Consider the following 14,557-nt stretch of genomic DNA (forward strand, 5'->3'; position numbering starts at 1 on the left):
GGGGGGCGCCGGGGGGGGCGGGCCAACCCTCATGGGCGTGTCGAGGGTTGGAAAGACCGGCGGTATAGGGGCTTCCGGCGGGCGCGAAGGCGGGGGTGGAGGAAAGTGGGGCCGCCGAGGGGGTCAGTGTCACGGGATTCGCACTGCTATGCGACAAGAACAGGAACATCAGCGGGGTTCCCTGGAATATCCACAAATGTCGCTCAAGAACCCGCAGCGTCGTAGGGTCGTACAGACAATGGAAAAGGAATGGCATGGCTCCCGTAATGGCACCGTGCGGGACAGCCGTCGCACTATGGAGGCCTGGTGGCACTAACCCATGACGTCCCTCCCCAGCTTGACGAGCTGGTCTCCACCGCCCACCGAATTCGGCAGGCCATCGAGTCGGTGATCGAGGGAAAGAGCGACGCCGTCCGTCTCACGCTGACCGTCCTGCTCGCCGAGGGCCACCTTTTGATCGAGGACGTGCCGGGGGTCGGCAAGACGATGCTCGCCAAGGCTCTGGCGCGGTCCATCGACTGCCCGGTGCGCCGCGTGCAGTTCACGCCCGACCTGTTGCCCAGTGACATCACCGGGGTCAGCGCCTACAACCAGCAGACGCGTGAGTTCGAGTTCAAGCCCGGGCCGGTGTTCGCCAACATCGTCGTGGGCGACGAGATCAACCGCGCCTCCCCCAAGACGCAGTCGGCGTTGCTGGAGTGCATGGAGGAGCACCAGGTCACCGTGGACGGCGTGACGTACCCCCTGGACGCCCCCTTCATGGTGATCGCCACCCAGAACCCCATCGAGATGGAGGGCACCTACCCCCTCCCCGAGGCCCAGCGCGACCGGTTCACCGCCCGGGTCGCCATGGGCTACCCGGAGCCGACCGCCGAGCTGGAGATGCTCGACGTGCACGGCAGCACCTCGCCGCTGGACAAGCTGGAGCCGGTCGCCACGACCGCCGAGGTGCGCGCCCTGATCGAGGCCGTGCGCGGCGTGTACGTCTCGCAGCCGGTCAAGAAGTACGCCATCGACCTCGTCGTGGCCACCCGCCACTCCCCCGACCTGCGGCTGGGCGCCTCCCCCCGGTCCACGCTGCAGCTCGTCCGCGCGGCCAGGGCGCACGCGGCGCTGGCCGGACGCGACTACGTCATCCCCGACGACCTGCAGGACCTGGCCGTGCCCGTGCTGGCGCACCGGCTGCTGCCCAGCGTCGAGGCCCAGGGCCAGCGCCGGCTGCCCGAGCAGGTGGTGACCGACCTCGTCAGGCGGGTGCCGGTGCCGGAGACGCGAGCGTCGTGAGAGCCGGACTGCGGGCGCTGACCTCCCGCGGCAGGTCGTTCCTGGCCTCGGGGATCGCGGCGCTGCTGATGGCGCTGATCCTGGGCGAGAACGACCTGTTCAGGATCGGCGTGCTGGTCACGGCGCTGCCGCTGCTGGCCGCGCTGGTGGTGGCACGTACCAGGTACCGGCTGAGCTGCGCGCGGAGGCTGGACCCGCCCAGGGCGGAGGTGGGCGGGGAGGCCACGGTGACGCTGCGCCTGGAGAACGTGACCAGGCTGCCGACCGGGCTGCTGCTGATCGAGGACACCGTGCCGTACGCGCTGGGCGTGCGGCCGCGGTTCGTGCTCGACCGGGTCGAGTCCAAGGGCGTGCGGGAGATCGACTACCGGGTCCGGTCCGACCTGCGCGGCAGGTACACGATCGGGCCGCTGTCGGTGCGCATCGCCGACCCGTTCGGGCTGGTGGAGCTGACGCGGGCGTTCACGATCAGCGACACGCTCGTGGTGACGCCGCAGGTGGTGGCCTTGCCGCACGTACGGCTGTCGGGCGAGTGGACGGGCGGCGGGGACAGCCGCACCAGGAGCGTGGCCGCGGCCGGCGACGACGACGTGGCGCCGCGCGAGTACCGGCAGGGCGACGACCTGCGCCGGGTGCACTGGCGCTCGACCGCCCGGCACGGCGAGCTGATGGTGCGCCGCGAGGAGCAGCAGTGGCAGAGCCGCGGCGCGCTCCTGCTGGACACCCGCAGGCACGCCCACCGCGGCGAGGGCCCGCGCTCCTCCTTCGAGGTGGCGGTCTCGGCCGCGGCCTCGATCGGCGTGCATCTCGCCCACGAGGGTCTGGGCCTGCGGCTGGTGACCGACCAGGGCGCCGAGCACCTGACCGACCAGGGTCTCAGCTACTCGCTGCTGGACACGCTCGCCGTGGTGCGGCACAGCTCGGCCCGCTCGCTGGAGATGGGCGTCTCGGCCCTGCGCCAGGGCGGCGGCGACGGCCTGATCGTGGCCGTGCTCGGCGCGCTCGACCCCGAGGAGGCCAGGGAGCTGGCCAGGCTGCGGCACAGCGGCGTCACCGGTGTCGCGGTCCTGCTCGACGCCGGCACCTGGGAGGGCGCAGGCCGGGGCTCGCACGAGAACTTCGACGCCGTTCAGGGCGTCCTGGCCGGTTACGGCTGGCGGATCGTCCGCCTGCCCGCCGGCACCTCCATCGCCTCGGTCTGGCCGGACGCCGCCAACCGCGGCAGGTACGCGCTCAACCCCACGGGAGGTGCGGCATGAGGCTGACGGCCGCCTCGGGTGTGGCCGCGTTCGCCGCGGCGATCCTGCTCTATCCGCTCTTCCAGGGCGGCGCCTGGTTCTGGACGTCGCTCGGCGCGGTGCTGGCCGTGATGGCCGCCGGGCTGATCGGCTCCCGCCTGTCGCTGCCCGCCTGGGCCGCGCCGCCGGCCGGGCTGGCCGCGTTATGGATCTTCCTGACCGTGGTCTTCGCCTCCGGCAAGGCGTGGGCGCTGGTGATCCCGACCAAGGAGTCGGTGTGGGAGCTGGGCCGGCTGCTCGGGGTCGGCTGGGCCGACATCCAGCGCTACGCCGCGCCCGTGCCGTCCACGGACGGCATCACGCTGCTGACCGCGGGCGGCGTGGGCGTCATCGCGATCGCCGTGGACCTGCTCGCCGCGCGGCTGCGGCGGGCGGCGCTGGCCGGGCTGCCGCTGCTGGCGCTGGCCACGGTCCCGGCGACGATCCTGGCCGAGCCGATCAGCTGGCCCGCCTTCATCATCGCCGCGCTCGGCTTCGTCAGCCTGCTGATCGCCGACGGGCGCGAGCGGGTGGGCCACTGGGGACGGGCGGTGCTCGTCCGCCGGACCAGGGCGGCGACCGGGCCGCGTCCGGACACCGGCGGAGCCAGGGCCGACACCAGCGGACTGCGGCTGTCGGGCAAGCGCATCGGGTTCGCCGCCATCGCGCTGGCCGTGCTGCTGCCCGCCGCGCTGCCGGTGATGGAGCCGGTCTCCTTCTTCCAGTTCGGCGTGGGCGGCCGGGGCGGCGGCAAGGGCAACTCGATCAGCATCGCGAGCCCGATCGCGAGCCTGCGGGGGCAGCTCGAACTGCCCGAGCGGCGCGTGGTGCTCACCTACAACAACAACGACGACAAGCCCAGATACCTGCGGATCTACGCGCTGGACACCTTCGACGGCCAGCAGTTCGGCATGACCGAGCCGAAGGGCTCGCCGGACAACAGGACGGAGAACGGCCCGCTGCCGCCGCCTCCGGGGCTGAGCGCGAGCACGAAGGTCAGCAACGTCGTCACCAGGATCCGGATGAGCGACGAGATCGAGCGGCTGCAGTTCCTGCCGCTGCCGTACCCGCCGCGGCAGATCCGGGTGGACGGCGACTGGCGCGCCGACGTGGGCACGCTGATGGTCTTCTCCATCCCCGACGAGGCGGCCGGCCTGGAGTACGAGGTCGCCACCAGCGAGCCGGCCGCCACGCCGGAGCTGCTGGAGTCGCTGGAGGGTGTCCAGCCGAGCGTGGACCGGCGCTACCTGAAGCTGCCGGACAACCTGCCGCCGGAGATCGTCCGGCTGGCGCGTTCGCTGACGGCGCAGACCAACTCCAACTACGAGGCGGCGGTGAAGCTCCAGCAGTTCTTCACCAAGGACGGCGACTTCCGCTACGACCTGCGCACGCAGGGGCACGGCAACTCCGCGCTGCGGGACTTCCTGCTGCGCGACCGCACGGGTTACTGCGAGCAGTTCGCGGCCTCGATGGCGGTGCTGGCCAGGATCGTCGGCATCCCGTCGCGGGTGGCGATCGGCTACACCGGCGGCACGAAGGCCGGCGACAACTGGACGGTCACGACCGGCGACTCGCACTCCTGGCCCGAGCTGTACTTCGAGGGCGTGGGCTGGCTGCCGTTCGAGCCGACGCCGTCCGGGTCGCTGGGGCAGGGCAGCGCGCGGGTGCCGGACTACACGGTCCCGCCGGCGCCTTCGACGACGCCGTCCACCTCGCCGAGCAGCGGCGCGACCGAGTCCGGCGCCGACGACCCGATCAACCCCTCCACCCGGCGCAACCCGCGCGAGCTCGACCGTGAGGGCCTGATCGCCACGGGCGGCCTGCCGCCGGACGACTCGATGCCGCTGATCGGCAAGATCGGCATCGGCGCGGGCGCGTTGCTGCTGCTCCTGCTGGTCCCGGCGGCGTTGCGGCTGCTCACCAGGAACCGGCGGGTGCGCGCGCTGGGCTGGAAGGTCTCGCAACCGGCCGACGACCTGACGGCCAGGATCGCGACCGCCCACCACCCGTCGATCGCGGCCGTCTGGGCCGAGCTGGACGACGTGCTGTGCGACTACGGCATGACCCGCGGCGCCAGCGAGACCCCCAGGGCGCTGGCCCGGCGGCTGAGCCGGCAGTACGAGTTCGACGCCGAGTCGGCGGCCGCCATGACGGCCATCGCGACGACGGTCGAGCGGGTGCTGTTCGCCAGGGATCCGGGCACGATCGGGCCCATGAGAAAGGACCTGCGCAAGGTGCGGCAGGCCCTGGCGGCGACGGTGTCGCGGGGACGGCGGATGCGGGCGGTGCTGCTGCCGCCCTCGACGCTGCGGCGGCTGCGGGCGCTGGGCGAGCGCCTGCTGGACGGCTTCGACCTGCTGGAGAACATCAGGCTGCGGCGGACGGCGGCCCACAAGGGCGCCTGAGCCGCCTGCCCAGGACCGAGCGTGCGGTCGCTCCCCGGAAGGGGAACGGCCGCACGTTCGCGTAGGGCGGAAGGTTCGGGACCGGCGAGGAGCGGCGAGGAGGTCAGCGCTCGTCGTGACGACGGCGCCAGCGCTCCTCCATGCGCTCCATGAAGGTGCCCCGGTTGGCGCGCCGGGGCTGCCTGCCCGTGGCGCCGGCGCCCGGGGCCGGCGGCGAGTCGCCGAACCCGTTCATGCGCTTCCAGCTGGACAGACCCCACAGACACGCGGCGAGCATGACCACGAAACCGCCGACGCCGAGCGGGATCTGACTCATGACCACGCCGACCATCATGATCACGACGCCGAGCGCAAAGCCGATGGAGGCTTTGATCAGGCGACGCTTGTAATGGCTGCGCGGGTCACTGATCCTCACGGTGTTGGCCCACTTCGGGTCCTCGGCGTAGAGGGCCTGCTCGATCTGGTCGAGCAAGCGCTGCTCGTGCTCAGAGAGCGGCACGGCGCCTCCCAAGGACAGCCCCAGGACGGGGAAGACGGCAACGGACGACACGGGGTGTCCGAACCTCGCGGTCGGTTATCCCCAGAATACGAGGCTGTAGACGTAGGCGAAAGCAAACGTCCAACGCAGACCAAACCGGAGGTGACGTCATGGCTCCATTGTGGACCATCTCGCACCCCTTCCCCCAAAATCGCGACATCCTTCTCCTACCCGACTGACCGATCGAGTAGGACATGGGCGTCATGTCTCTATTTCATCAAGCTTGCCACGTACCAGCGACGCTGGGAGCACCGCATCGGGGCCAAATCTCCGGATCGCCTTGTCCATCGCCTGTTCGGCCTCGCGCCAGCCGGTCTCGCGCTCGCCCAGGCCGAGCTGATGGGTGGCCTCGCCGGCCGGGCGCAGGTTCTCCATCCGGACCCCGACCAGGCGCAGGCGCACCCGCTGGAGACCGGCGGCCTCGAACAGCTCGCAGGCGGTGGCGTAGATCACCTGGGCCACGTCGGTCGGCTCCCGCAGGGTGCGCGACCGGGTGATCGTGGTGAAATCGGCCCGGCGCAGCTTCACACTTACAGTTCTGCCCACGTGTCCGCCCTTACGCATCCGGGCCGCCACGCGCTCGGCCAGGCGCAGCAGCTCGCGCCGGATCACCTCGGGGTCGTCGACGTCGGCCGCGAAGGTCTCCTCGTTGCCGATGCTCTTGTCGGGCACGTGCGCGGTCACCGGACGCTCGTCGCGCCCCCAGGCCAGCGTCGCCAGGTGGCCGCCGACGGCCTGCCCGAGCTCGCGCTGGAGCGTGCCCAGCGGCACTCTGGCCAGGTCGCCGACGGTGCGGATGCCGAGCCGGACGAGGGACTGCTCGGTGCGCTCCCCCACGCCCCACAACGCCGCGACCGGCAGCGGGTGGAGGAAGTCGACCACCTGCCCTTCGGGCACCACCAGCAGGCCGTCGGGCTTGCACTGCTTGGAGGCCAGCTTTGCCACGAATTTGCTGGAGGCCACCCCGACCGAGCAGGTGATGCCGTAGCGGTCGAGGACCTGCTCCCTGATCATGGCGGCGATCGTCGCGGGCGGGCCGAGCCGCCGCCGGGCGCCGCCGACGTCGAGGAACGCCTCGTCGGAGGCGATCGGCTCGACCAGCGGGGTGATCGAGTGGAAGATCTCCATGACGCCCCGGGAGACCTCGGAGTACTTGCCGTGGCTGGGCGGGATGATCGTGGCCTGCGGGCACAACCGGCGCGCCCTGCTCATCGGCATCGCCGAGTGCACGCCGGACGCCCTGGCCTCGTAGGTGGCGCTGAGCACGACGCCGCGCCCGGCCGGCGAGCCGACGATCACCGGGCGGCCCCGCAGCTCCGGCCGTTCCAGCAGCTCGACGCTGGCGAAGAAGGCGTCCATGTCGACGTGGAGAATCGGGCAGCCGCTGTCATCGACCCCGGTCCGCGGCGCGGGGCCGATGCCTGTGATCTGCTTGCGGGACACGCCTGCGAGTCTATCCGAACAGACGTTCCAGACTAGGGGCGGTGGCCGAGGACGTGCACCTGGGTGGCGACGTCCCGCAGCACGGGGTGGACGGCGGCGGCCTGCTCCAGCGCCACGAGCGCGTCGGCCGCGCCGGGCTCGCCGTCGACGAGCCGGCTGGGCACCAGGTCGGCGAAGACCCGCACGCCGTGGACCGCGCCGACGGTGAAGCCCGTGGCGGTCAGCAGCTGCGCCAGGGTCTCGGCGGTGAAACGCCGCGGCGTGGGGTCGCGGTCGCCCCACGTGCCGCGCGGGTCGGCCAGCACGGCCCTGGCCTCGTCGAACTGCCCGGCCAGCGCCCGGTGGATCGCGCTGGCCACGGGGTTGGCGGCCAGCACGCTGACGGCGCCACCCGGGCGCAGCAGCCCGGCGACGGCGGCCAGCGCGCCGGTGGGGTCGTCGACGTACTCCAGGACGCTGTGGCACAGGACCAGGTCGGCGCTGTCGCGGTCGAGCAGGTCGCCGAGGTCGGCGGTGTCGCCCTGCAGGCCGCGCACGCCCACGCCCTTCTCCTTGGCCCGGCGCTCCAGCGCGGCCAGCGAGTCGGGGCTGGGGTCGACGACGGTGACGGTGTGGCCGAGCTCGGCCAGCGGCACGGCGAACCCGCCGGTGCCCCCGCCGGCGTCGACGATGTCGAGCGTGGCCCGGCCGACGGCCTCGGCACGCTCGGCCAGCACCGACCGCAACGCGCCCCACACGACGGCGGTGCGCACCGCCGGGGTCTTCGTGGTGACGCCTTCTGCTCGCAACGTCGGCTCGCCTCTCTCTCCTCCGCGGGCGGCCCTCGCCCTGTGCGGACGGGCCCAGCCTACGCCGTACGCGGCGTCGCCCGCAGGCCGGACCCTAACCGTCGAAGGCCGCCGCGATCCTCTTCGGCGCGCGCAGCCGCCAGGCGTCGGTCAGCAGCTCGGCCAGCTCGCCGGCCGCCACGGCCGCCAGGCGCACCAGCACCACGGCGTGCCCGTCGTAGTGGGGTGTGGAGAGGAACGTGCCGGGGACGGCGGCGATCAGCTCGTGCTTGAGCTCCACGCCGCCCACCGGCACGGCGAGCACGCCGTCCTCCTGTGTGATCCGGGCGAACCACCTGCCGCGCACGTAGAAGGCGGGCGTGCCGTACATGGGTTTCTCGGCGGTCTCGGGGAGCGCCAGGGCGAGGGCGCGCACCTCGTCTTCGGTCACCATGGGACCCATGCTCACCCAGAAAGCCGGACAAGGCCGGACAGGGCCGGAAAAGGGCGCGTCGCGGCTGGTGACGCGCCACTTCCCCGGACCGGCTCACGGCCCCGCGGCCAGGCCGGGGACCGCACCGGAAGGCCGCGCGCCGGCGCGCCTCCCGCCGCCTCTTCGCGAGCCGTACGGACCGTCTGAGTGGAACGTACTCCGAAACGGCCTTCGCGGCCTTTGTCTAAAGGGTGAGGCTTGGCTTGAGTTGCTTGAACCGGGCCAGCAGGCCGTTGATGAACTGCGGCGACTCGTCGGTCGACAGCTCGCCCGCCAGGTGCACCCACTCGCTGATGACCACGCCCTCCGGCACGCCGGGCATCCACAGCAGCTCGTACGTGCCGCCGCGCAGCAGATTGCGGTCGACCGCGGGCATGCGGTCGAGTGTCCAGCCCTCGGAGTAGGTGGTGATCAGCTCGTCGATGCGGGCATGGTGGCGGGCGACGCCCTCGACGATGGCCGAGGTGTACTCGTTGACCGGCGGCTCCTGCCGCTCGACGCGCTCGGCGAGGATCTTCAGCGGATCCTCCGAGCGCAGCTCGGCCTCGAAGAGGATGTCAAGGGCGCGCCTGCGTGCTTTGCCGCGTGCAGACACCTCAGGCCCGGCCGAGGTATTCGCCGCTGCGGGTGTCGACCTTGACCTTCTCGCCGGTGGTGATGAACAGCGGCACCTTGATCTCGGCGCCGGTCTCCAGCGTGGCGGGCTTGGTGCCGCCGGTGGAGCGGTCGCCCTGCAGGCCGGGCTCGGTGTTGGAGATCAGCAGCTCGACGGCGGCGGGCAGGTCGACGTAGAGCGCCGAGCCCTCGTTGAACGCGATCGTGGCGAGGGTGTTCTCCAGCATGTAGTTGGCGGCGGTGCCGACGGTGCGGGCGGGCACGTTGACCATGTCGTAGGTCTCGGTGTCCATGAAGACGAAGTCGTCGCCGTCCTTGTAGGAGTACTGCATCTCGCGCTTGTCGACGTTGGCCACGTCGACCTTCACGCCGGCGTTGAAGGTCTTGTCGACGACCTTGCCGGAGAGGACGTTCTTGAGCTTGGTGCGCACGAACGCGCCGCCCTTGCCCGGCTTGACGTGCTGGAACTCGACAACGCTCCAGAGCTCACCGCCCTCGAGCTTCAGCACCATGCCGTTCTTGAGGTCGTTGGTCGTCGCCACTCGTTCTCTCCCGCGTGTGGCCGCTCTAAAGGACGAGCAGCTCCTTGGTGGTCTTGGTGAAAAGTTCCGGCCCGCCCTCACGGGTCACGAGGGTGTCCTCGATGCGAACCCCGCCCCGCTCGGGGAGGTAGATCCCAGGCTCGACGGTGATCGGAACTCGATCCTCTAGTCTACCGGTCCTGGAGGGGCCCAGGAACGGGTCCTCGTGGATCTCCAGGCCGACGCCGTGGCCCAGGCCGTGCCGGAAGTGCTCGCCGTGGCCCGCCGCCTCGATCAGGCCGCGGGCGGCGGCGTCGACGTCCTTGGCCCGGGCTCCCGGGGTCAGGGCGTGCCGGCCGGCCCGCTGGGCGCGCCTGACCAGGTCGTACAGGTCACGCTGCCAGGCGGCGGGCGCGCCCAGGCAGACCGTCCTGGTCATGTCGGCGTGGTAGCCGTGGTAGCGGGCGCCGAAGTCCATCGTGACCAGGTCGCCGGCGCGCAGCTCGCGGTCGGTGGGGGCGTGGTGCGGGATCGCTCCGTTCTCTCCGGCGGCGACGATCGTGTCGAACGCCGGCTTGTCGGCGCCCAGCTCGGTCATGCGGTTGTCGAGGAGACGGGCCAGGGCGCGCTCGGTGAGGCCCGGCGCGATCAGCGGGAGCACGTCGGCGAAGGCCTGGTCGGTCAGGGCGCAGGCGGTGCGGATGAGCTCCAGCTCCGCCTCGTCCTTGACCGCGCGCAGCTCCTCGACCAGCGGGCCGAGCGGCACCAGGCCCTGGCCCTCGCTGTCGCCTCCGCTCTCTGCCAGGCCCGCCTCCAGGCGGCGGAAGGTCGCCACGGTCATGGCGGCGGCCTCGATGCCCACGCCCGGCGCCGCCAGCCGGCCGGCCACGTCGGGCGCCTCGACCGCGGGCACGTCCAGGGCGCGGGTCTTGTCGATGTAGCGGTTGTCGGTCGCCAGCAGCGCCGACCCGTCCGCCCTGACCAGGACGGCCGCGTTCGAGCTGACCAGCCCGGTGAGGTAGCGGACGTTGACGGGGGAGGTGACGAGGAGCGCGGGGACCTCGTGGGCGGGCAGCGCGGCGGCCAGGCGTGCCCGGCGCGCCGCGTGGTCGATGGTCATCCCGCCAATGTACGCGCGCCCCGCCCCCTCCCCCACCCGGCCAGGAGAGGGGAAACCACGGGCCCCCCGCCCCCCGTCACGGTCAGGAGACGGCGAAGTCGTCCAGGAAGGAGGCGAGGGGGCCCGACAGGGGGACGTCGCCCTTCACCTGGGCCTTGCGCAGGTCCCGGTAGACGCCGGCGATCTGGCCGCGGGCGGGCTCGAAATGGCCGTCCTGGAGCTTCTTGGCGGCCTTCCTGAGCTTGTCGTGGACCTTCTCGGCGACATGGGGGTCGATGTCGCCGATGTCCTCCTGGGCCGTCACCGCCTCGTCGAACTTCACCAGCCAGTGGTCCCAGCCGCCCGCCGGGGTCTGCCCGGAGTCCAGGGTCGCCTTGGGGCCGACGGTCTGGACCAGGCTGGTGGCGGTGTCGCTCGGGGTGAGGTCGGTGGGGCTGGCTCGGGGCGGCTCGGAGGTCGGGCGGGCGGGCGGCGCGACGTCCGGCGTCAGGACGGGCGTGGGGGGCCTGCTCGCGCTCGGCTCGGCCACCGGGGTCTCCTCGCGCGAGCCCGCCCACATCACCATGGCGACGGCCACCACGGCGATGACCGCGACGGCGATCCCCATCTGGATCAGCAGCTTGTTCCCGGTACGCGGCGGCGCCGGGTCCAGCTCGGCGGACTCGTAGACGGCGGTGTCACCGGCCCGCGGGACGCCGTTGAAGTCGTAGACCTGGGTGTCGCCCGGCCGGCCCGCCGGGGCGCCGGCGGGGTTGGCGGCCGCCGGGGCCGCTCCCGGGGCCGCGCCGGGCCGGGCGATGGCGGCCAGGGCCCGGCGGACGGGCTCGCCGCCCGAAGGCCGCCTGGCGGGGTCGGGCGCGAGCATCGCGAGGACGAGCCGGTCCAGCTCGGCCGGGATCTCGGGCCGGATCGCACTGGGCGGGACGACCCCCTGCCCGGCAATCCCGGGCGCCGCGGCGCCGGGAGCCGCACTCGGGCCACCCACGGTCCCGGGAGTCACGGCCCCGGCGCCTGCGGTTTCCGGAGCCTCGGTTCCAGGGGCCGGGGTTGCGGGGGCGGAGGGCGGGGACGGCGGGGTGGCGCGCATGCCGGTCACCGGCAGGTCGGGGGCGGCGGCGGGCGGGCGGCCGCAGAGGAGCTCGTAGCAGACGGCGCCGAGGGCGTACAGGTCGGCGGCGGCCGTGGCGGGACGGCCGGAGGCCCGCTCAGGGGCCAGGTAGCGGCGCTCGGCCTGGGACGGCTCCTCGTCCGGCAGCCCGAACCCGACGACCTTCAGCACGCCGCTGGCCGCCCGCCGGAAGCTGCCGGAGTCGATCTGCCCGTGGAACACCCCGGCGCGGTGCGCGGCGTCCAGCCCGGCGGCCGCCTGGCCGACCAGGTCGCACACCTCGACGATCGGCATGGGCCCCTCGGCCGCCAGGTCCTCCCCCACGCTGGTGCCGGTGAGGAACTCGGTCACCAGGAACGGGGCGCCCTCCTGGTCGCCCACGTCGAGGACCATGGCCACATTGGGGTGGATCACCCTGGCCACCGCCTGCGCGTGCTGCTTCAGCGCCTCCCTGGCGGCCTCGCCGGCCGCGCCGGCCTCGCCCGCGCCCAGGATCTTCACGGCCACGACCCAGTCGGCGCGGGTGTCGTAGGCCCGCCACACCTCACCCATCGGACCGCTGCCGATGAGCTCGTCAAGCCGGTACCGGTCGGCGACCATCGAAGGCGTAGCGTCGGACATATCCCCGCCAAAAACTCGAAAAGTGGGCTATTTCCGACCCACCATAGGGCCCCCCAGCCCCTCCCCGCCCCATGATCCACGGTTCGCATCCCCCGTCAGGCCGCGCCCGCCGTCCCTCGACATAACGACTTTCGTTATTTACGATTATCGTTATGCCCATGAAGTGGATCAACCGGCTTGAGGTCCTGTTGAGCATCGGCCTCGCCCTCGGCTGCCTCGGCGCGCTCACCGCCCTGGGGGCCACCGTCCTGATCGCCGTGTTCGGCACGGCCAACGGCATCGGCGTCCCGCTGCACGTCTCCGGCGTGACGCCGCCCGTGACCCCCGTCCCGGGGGTGGAGATCGTCAGCGCCGCGGCCGACGTGACCCTCCGCCCCGTGGGGCCCTCGCCCGCGGCGGCGCTGCTCTACCTCCTGCTGTGGGCGCCGCCCACGGCGACCGGGCTGCTCGCGCTCTACACCGTGGTCCGCGCGTTGCGCAGGGCGCGGTCGGGCGACCGGGCGCTGTTCTCCGCGGTGACGGCCGGGCACCTGCGGCGGCTGGGCTGGATCCTGATCGCCGGTTCGCTCGTGTCGGCCGGGCTCGGCACGGCGGCGCAGGCCATACTGTCCGGCATGCTGCTGACGACCGGTCCGGCGTTCGTCCCGGCGCCGGGCGTGCCGCTCGCGGGCCTGGTGGCCGGCCTGTGCGCGCTCGGGGTCTCGGAGATCGTCCGCCGGGGCGTGGCCCTGCTCGACGAGGTCGAGGCCACGATCTGATGCCCGCAGGCACCATCCGGGTACGCCTGGACGAACTGCTCGCCGAGCGCGGCATGACCCTCACCGAGCTGTCGCACAAGGTGGAGATCACCGTCGTGAACCTGTCGATACTCAAGAACGGCCACGCCAAGGCCATCCGCTTCTCCACGCTGACCCGGCTGTGCGAGGCCCTGGGCTGTCAGCCCGGCGATCTGCTCACCTACGACTGAGGGCGGGTGGCCGCACGGCCACCCGCCCTCGGTCGAATTCCGGTCAGGCCGTCGCGGGCTCCGGCGCGCGCGGCGTGCGGGCGGCCGACGCCGGGGCGTCGTCGAGCGGCTGCGGCGGCGCGTTGAAGACCGCCTCGTCCAGACGGCCCTCGGAGCGGGCCACCAGGACCGGGACGACCATCTGGCCGGCCACGTTGGTCGCGGTGCGGATCATGTCGAGGATCGGGTCGATCGCCAGCAGCAGGCCGACGCCTTCGAGCGGCAGGCCCAGCGTGCTCAGCGTGAGCGTCAGCATGACGATCGCGCCGGTCAGACCGGCGGTGGCGGCCGAGCCGACGACCGAGACGAACGCGATCAGCAGGTAGTCCCCCACCCCGAGGTGCACGCCGAACACCTGGGCCACGAAGATCGCGGCGAGCGCCGGGTAGACCGAGGCGCAGCCGTCCATCTTGGTGGTGGCGCCGAAGGGCACCGCGAAGGAGGCGTAGTCACGGTCCACGCCGTTGCGCTCGACGGTGACGCGCTGGGTCAGGGGCAGCGTGCCGACCGAGGACCGGGAGACGAAGGCCAGCTCGATGGCGGGCCAGGCGTTGCGGAAGAACGTGATCGGGTTGACCTTGCCCCACACCGCGAGCAGCGTCGGGTAGACGGCCAGCAGCACGATGAAGCAGCCGACGTACACGCCGACGCTGAACTTGGCCAGCGGGGCCAGCAGGTCCCAGCCGTACGTGGAGACGGCCTTGCCGATGAGGCCGGCGGTGCCGATCGGGGCCAGGCGGATGACCCACCACAGGGCCTTCTGCACCAGTTCGAGCACCGAACGGCTGAGGTTGAGGAACGGCTCGGCCTTCTCGCCCACCGCCAGGGCCGCCGCGCCGAGTACGACACCCAGGAAGACGATCTGGAGGACGTTCACCTCGGTGAAGGCCGTGACGATGTTGGTGGGCAGGATGCCGGTGACGAAGTCGAGCCAGGTGCCGGCGCCCTCGGTGTCGACGGCCTTGGCCGCGCCGGTGTCCAGGGTGACGCCCTGGCCCGGGTTGATGATCAGGCCGAGCGCGATCGCGAAGGCCACCGAGACGAACGCGGTGATCAGGAACCACAGCAGGGTCTTGGAGGCCAGACGGGCGGCGCCGTTGACGTTGCGCAGGTTGGCCACGCTGACCAGCACGGCGGTGAACACCAGCGGCGGCACGGCCAGCTTGAGGAGCTGGACGAAGATCTTGCCGACCTGGGTCAGCGTCTCGGCCAGCCAGGCCACGTCCCAGATCTTGGCGACGAACCCCAGGGCGACGCCGACGGCCAGGCCGAGCAGCAGCTGAAGGGAGAAGGTGAATCTCTTCACGGGAGGAAGGCTCCGGAAGTCAGGCATGCCACGGCGAAGGGGGCATGCGGGTG

General features: G+C 72.3%; 14 protein-coding genes. 5 read left to right on the forward strand and 9 right to left on the reverse strand.

All coding sequences use genetic code 11. The features are described 5' to 3' along the window. Positions 1-306 precede the first annotated feature (306 nt). Genes ACIBK9_RS29655 through ACIBK9_RS29665 form a run of 3 tightly spaced genes read left to right on the forward strand, consistent with a single transcriptional unit; the run spans position 307 to position 4,966 of the window. The gene (locus ACIBK9_RS29655) at positions 307-1,284 is read left to right on the forward strand and encodes a MoxR family ATPase (protein ID WP_352326975.1); all 978 of its coding nucleotides are present in this window, start codon (positions 307-309) and stop codon (positions 1,282-1,284) included. Continuing rightward, complete coding sequence (locus ACIBK9_RS29660) at positions 1,281-2,543, forward strand: DUF58 domain-containing protein (protein ID WP_358293949.1); 1,263 nt, start codon at positions 1,281-1,283, stop codon at positions 2,541-2,543. The genes ACIBK9_RS29655 and ACIBK9_RS29660 overlap by 4 nt, the downstream gene beginning before the upstream one ends. Then, positions 2,540-4,966 carry a transglutaminaseTgpA domain-containing protein gene (locus ACIBK9_RS29665; protein WP_397162159.1) on the forward strand — a complete coding sequence of 809 codons (2,427 nt, stop codon included), beginning with the start codon at positions 2,540-2,542 and terminating at the stop codon, positions 4,964-4,966. The genes ACIBK9_RS29660 and ACIBK9_RS29665 overlap by 4 nt, the downstream gene beginning before the upstream one ends. Positions 4,967-5,069: 103 nt before the next feature. Here ACIBK9_RS29665 and ACIBK9_RS29670 read toward each other — a convergent pair whose 3' ends face one another. The 8 genes from ACIBK9_RS29670 to ACIBK9_RS29705 all read right to left on the reverse strand — a co-directional run bounded on the left by ACIBK9_RS29670 (position 5,070) and on the right by ACIBK9_RS29705 (position 12,192). Then, positions 5,070-5,465, reverse strand: a complete 396-nt coding sequence (locus ACIBK9_RS29670; protein WP_364331446.1) for a DUF3040 domain-containing protein — start codon at positions 5,463-5,465, stop codon at positions 5,070-5,072. A 240-nt stretch (positions 5,466-5,705) separates the two neighbouring features. Next, the gene (dinB, locus tag ACIBK9_RS29675) at positions 5,706-6,947 is read right to left on the reverse strand and encodes a DNA polymerase IV (protein WP_397162160.1); all 1,242 of its coding nucleotides are present in this window, start codon (positions 6,945-6,947) and stop codon (positions 5,706-5,708) included. 32 nt (positions 6,948-6,979) lie between these two features. Next, a complete protein-coding gene (locus tag ACIBK9_RS29680; RefSeq protein ID WP_364331452.1) occupies positions 6,980-7,735 on the reverse strand; it encodes a methyltransferase domain-containing protein in 756 nt (251 codons plus the stop codon). Positions 7,736-7,829: 94 nt separating this feature from the next. Then, positions 7,830-8,168 carry an MmcQ/YjbR family DNA-binding protein gene (locus tag ACIBK9_RS29685; protein WP_397162161.1) on the reverse strand — a complete coding sequence of 113 codons (339 nt, stop codon included), beginning with the start codon at positions 8,166-8,168 and terminating at the stop codon, positions 7,830-7,832. 223 nt (positions 8,169-8,391) lie between these two features. Then, positions 8,392-8,802 carry a transcription antitermination factor NusB gene (nusB, locus tag ACIBK9_RS29690; protein ID WP_387666389.1) on the reverse strand — a complete coding sequence of 137 codons (411 nt, stop codon included), beginning with the start codon at positions 8,800-8,802 and terminating at the stop codon, positions 8,392-8,394. A 1-nt stretch (position 8,803) separates the two neighbouring features. After that, positions 8,804-9,364 (reverse strand): elongation factor P, encoded by a 561-nt coding sequence (efp, locus tag ACIBK9_RS29695; RefSeq protein ID WP_352326968.1) that lies wholly within the window; start codon positions 9,362-9,364, stop codon positions 8,804-8,806. 25 nt (positions 9,365-9,389) lie between these two features. Continuing rightward, a complete protein-coding gene (locus ACIBK9_RS29700; RefSeq protein WP_397162162.1) occupies positions 9,390-10,463 on the reverse strand; it encodes a M24 family metallopeptidase in 1,074 nt (357 codons plus the stop codon). Between the two features lie 82 nt (positions 10,464-10,545). Next, a complete protein-coding gene (locus ACIBK9_RS29705) occupies positions 10,546-12,192 on the reverse strand; it encodes a serine/threonine-protein kinase (protein WP_397162163.1) in 1,647 nt (548 codons plus the stop codon). A 158-nt stretch (positions 12,193-12,350) separates the two neighbouring features. On the opposite strand from ACIBK9_RS29705, the gene ACIBK9_RS29710 reads away from it, so the two are divergent. Next, positions 12,351-12,950 carry a DUF2975 domain-containing protein gene (locus ACIBK9_RS29710; RefSeq protein ID WP_397162164.1) on the forward strand — a complete coding sequence of 200 codons (600 nt, stop codon included), beginning with the start codon at positions 12,351-12,353 and terminating at the stop codon, positions 12,948-12,950. Next, the gene (locus ACIBK9_RS29715; RefSeq protein ID WP_397162165.1) at positions 12,950-13,159 is read left to right on the forward strand and encodes a helix-turn-helix domain-containing protein; all 210 of its coding nucleotides are present in this window, start codon (positions 12,950-12,952) and stop codon (positions 13,157-13,159) included. The genes ACIBK9_RS29710 and ACIBK9_RS29715 overlap by 1 nt, the downstream gene beginning before the upstream one ends. Before the next feature lie 43 nt (positions 13,160-13,202). Here ACIBK9_RS29715 and ACIBK9_RS29720 read toward each other — a convergent pair whose 3' ends face one another. Continuing rightward, positions 13,203-14,504, reverse strand: a complete 1,302-nt coding sequence (locus ACIBK9_RS29720) for a dicarboxylate/amino acid:cation symporter (RefSeq protein ID WP_352327130.1) — start codon at positions 14,502-14,504, stop codon at positions 13,203-13,205. Positions 14,505-14,557 lie beyond the last annotated feature (53 nt).

Source organism: Nonomuraea sp. NPDC050227, assembly GCF_044459705.1.
In the GTDB taxonomy this organism is placed as follows: Bacteria; Actinomycetota; Actinomycetes; order Streptosporangiales; family Streptosporangiaceae; genus Nonomuraea.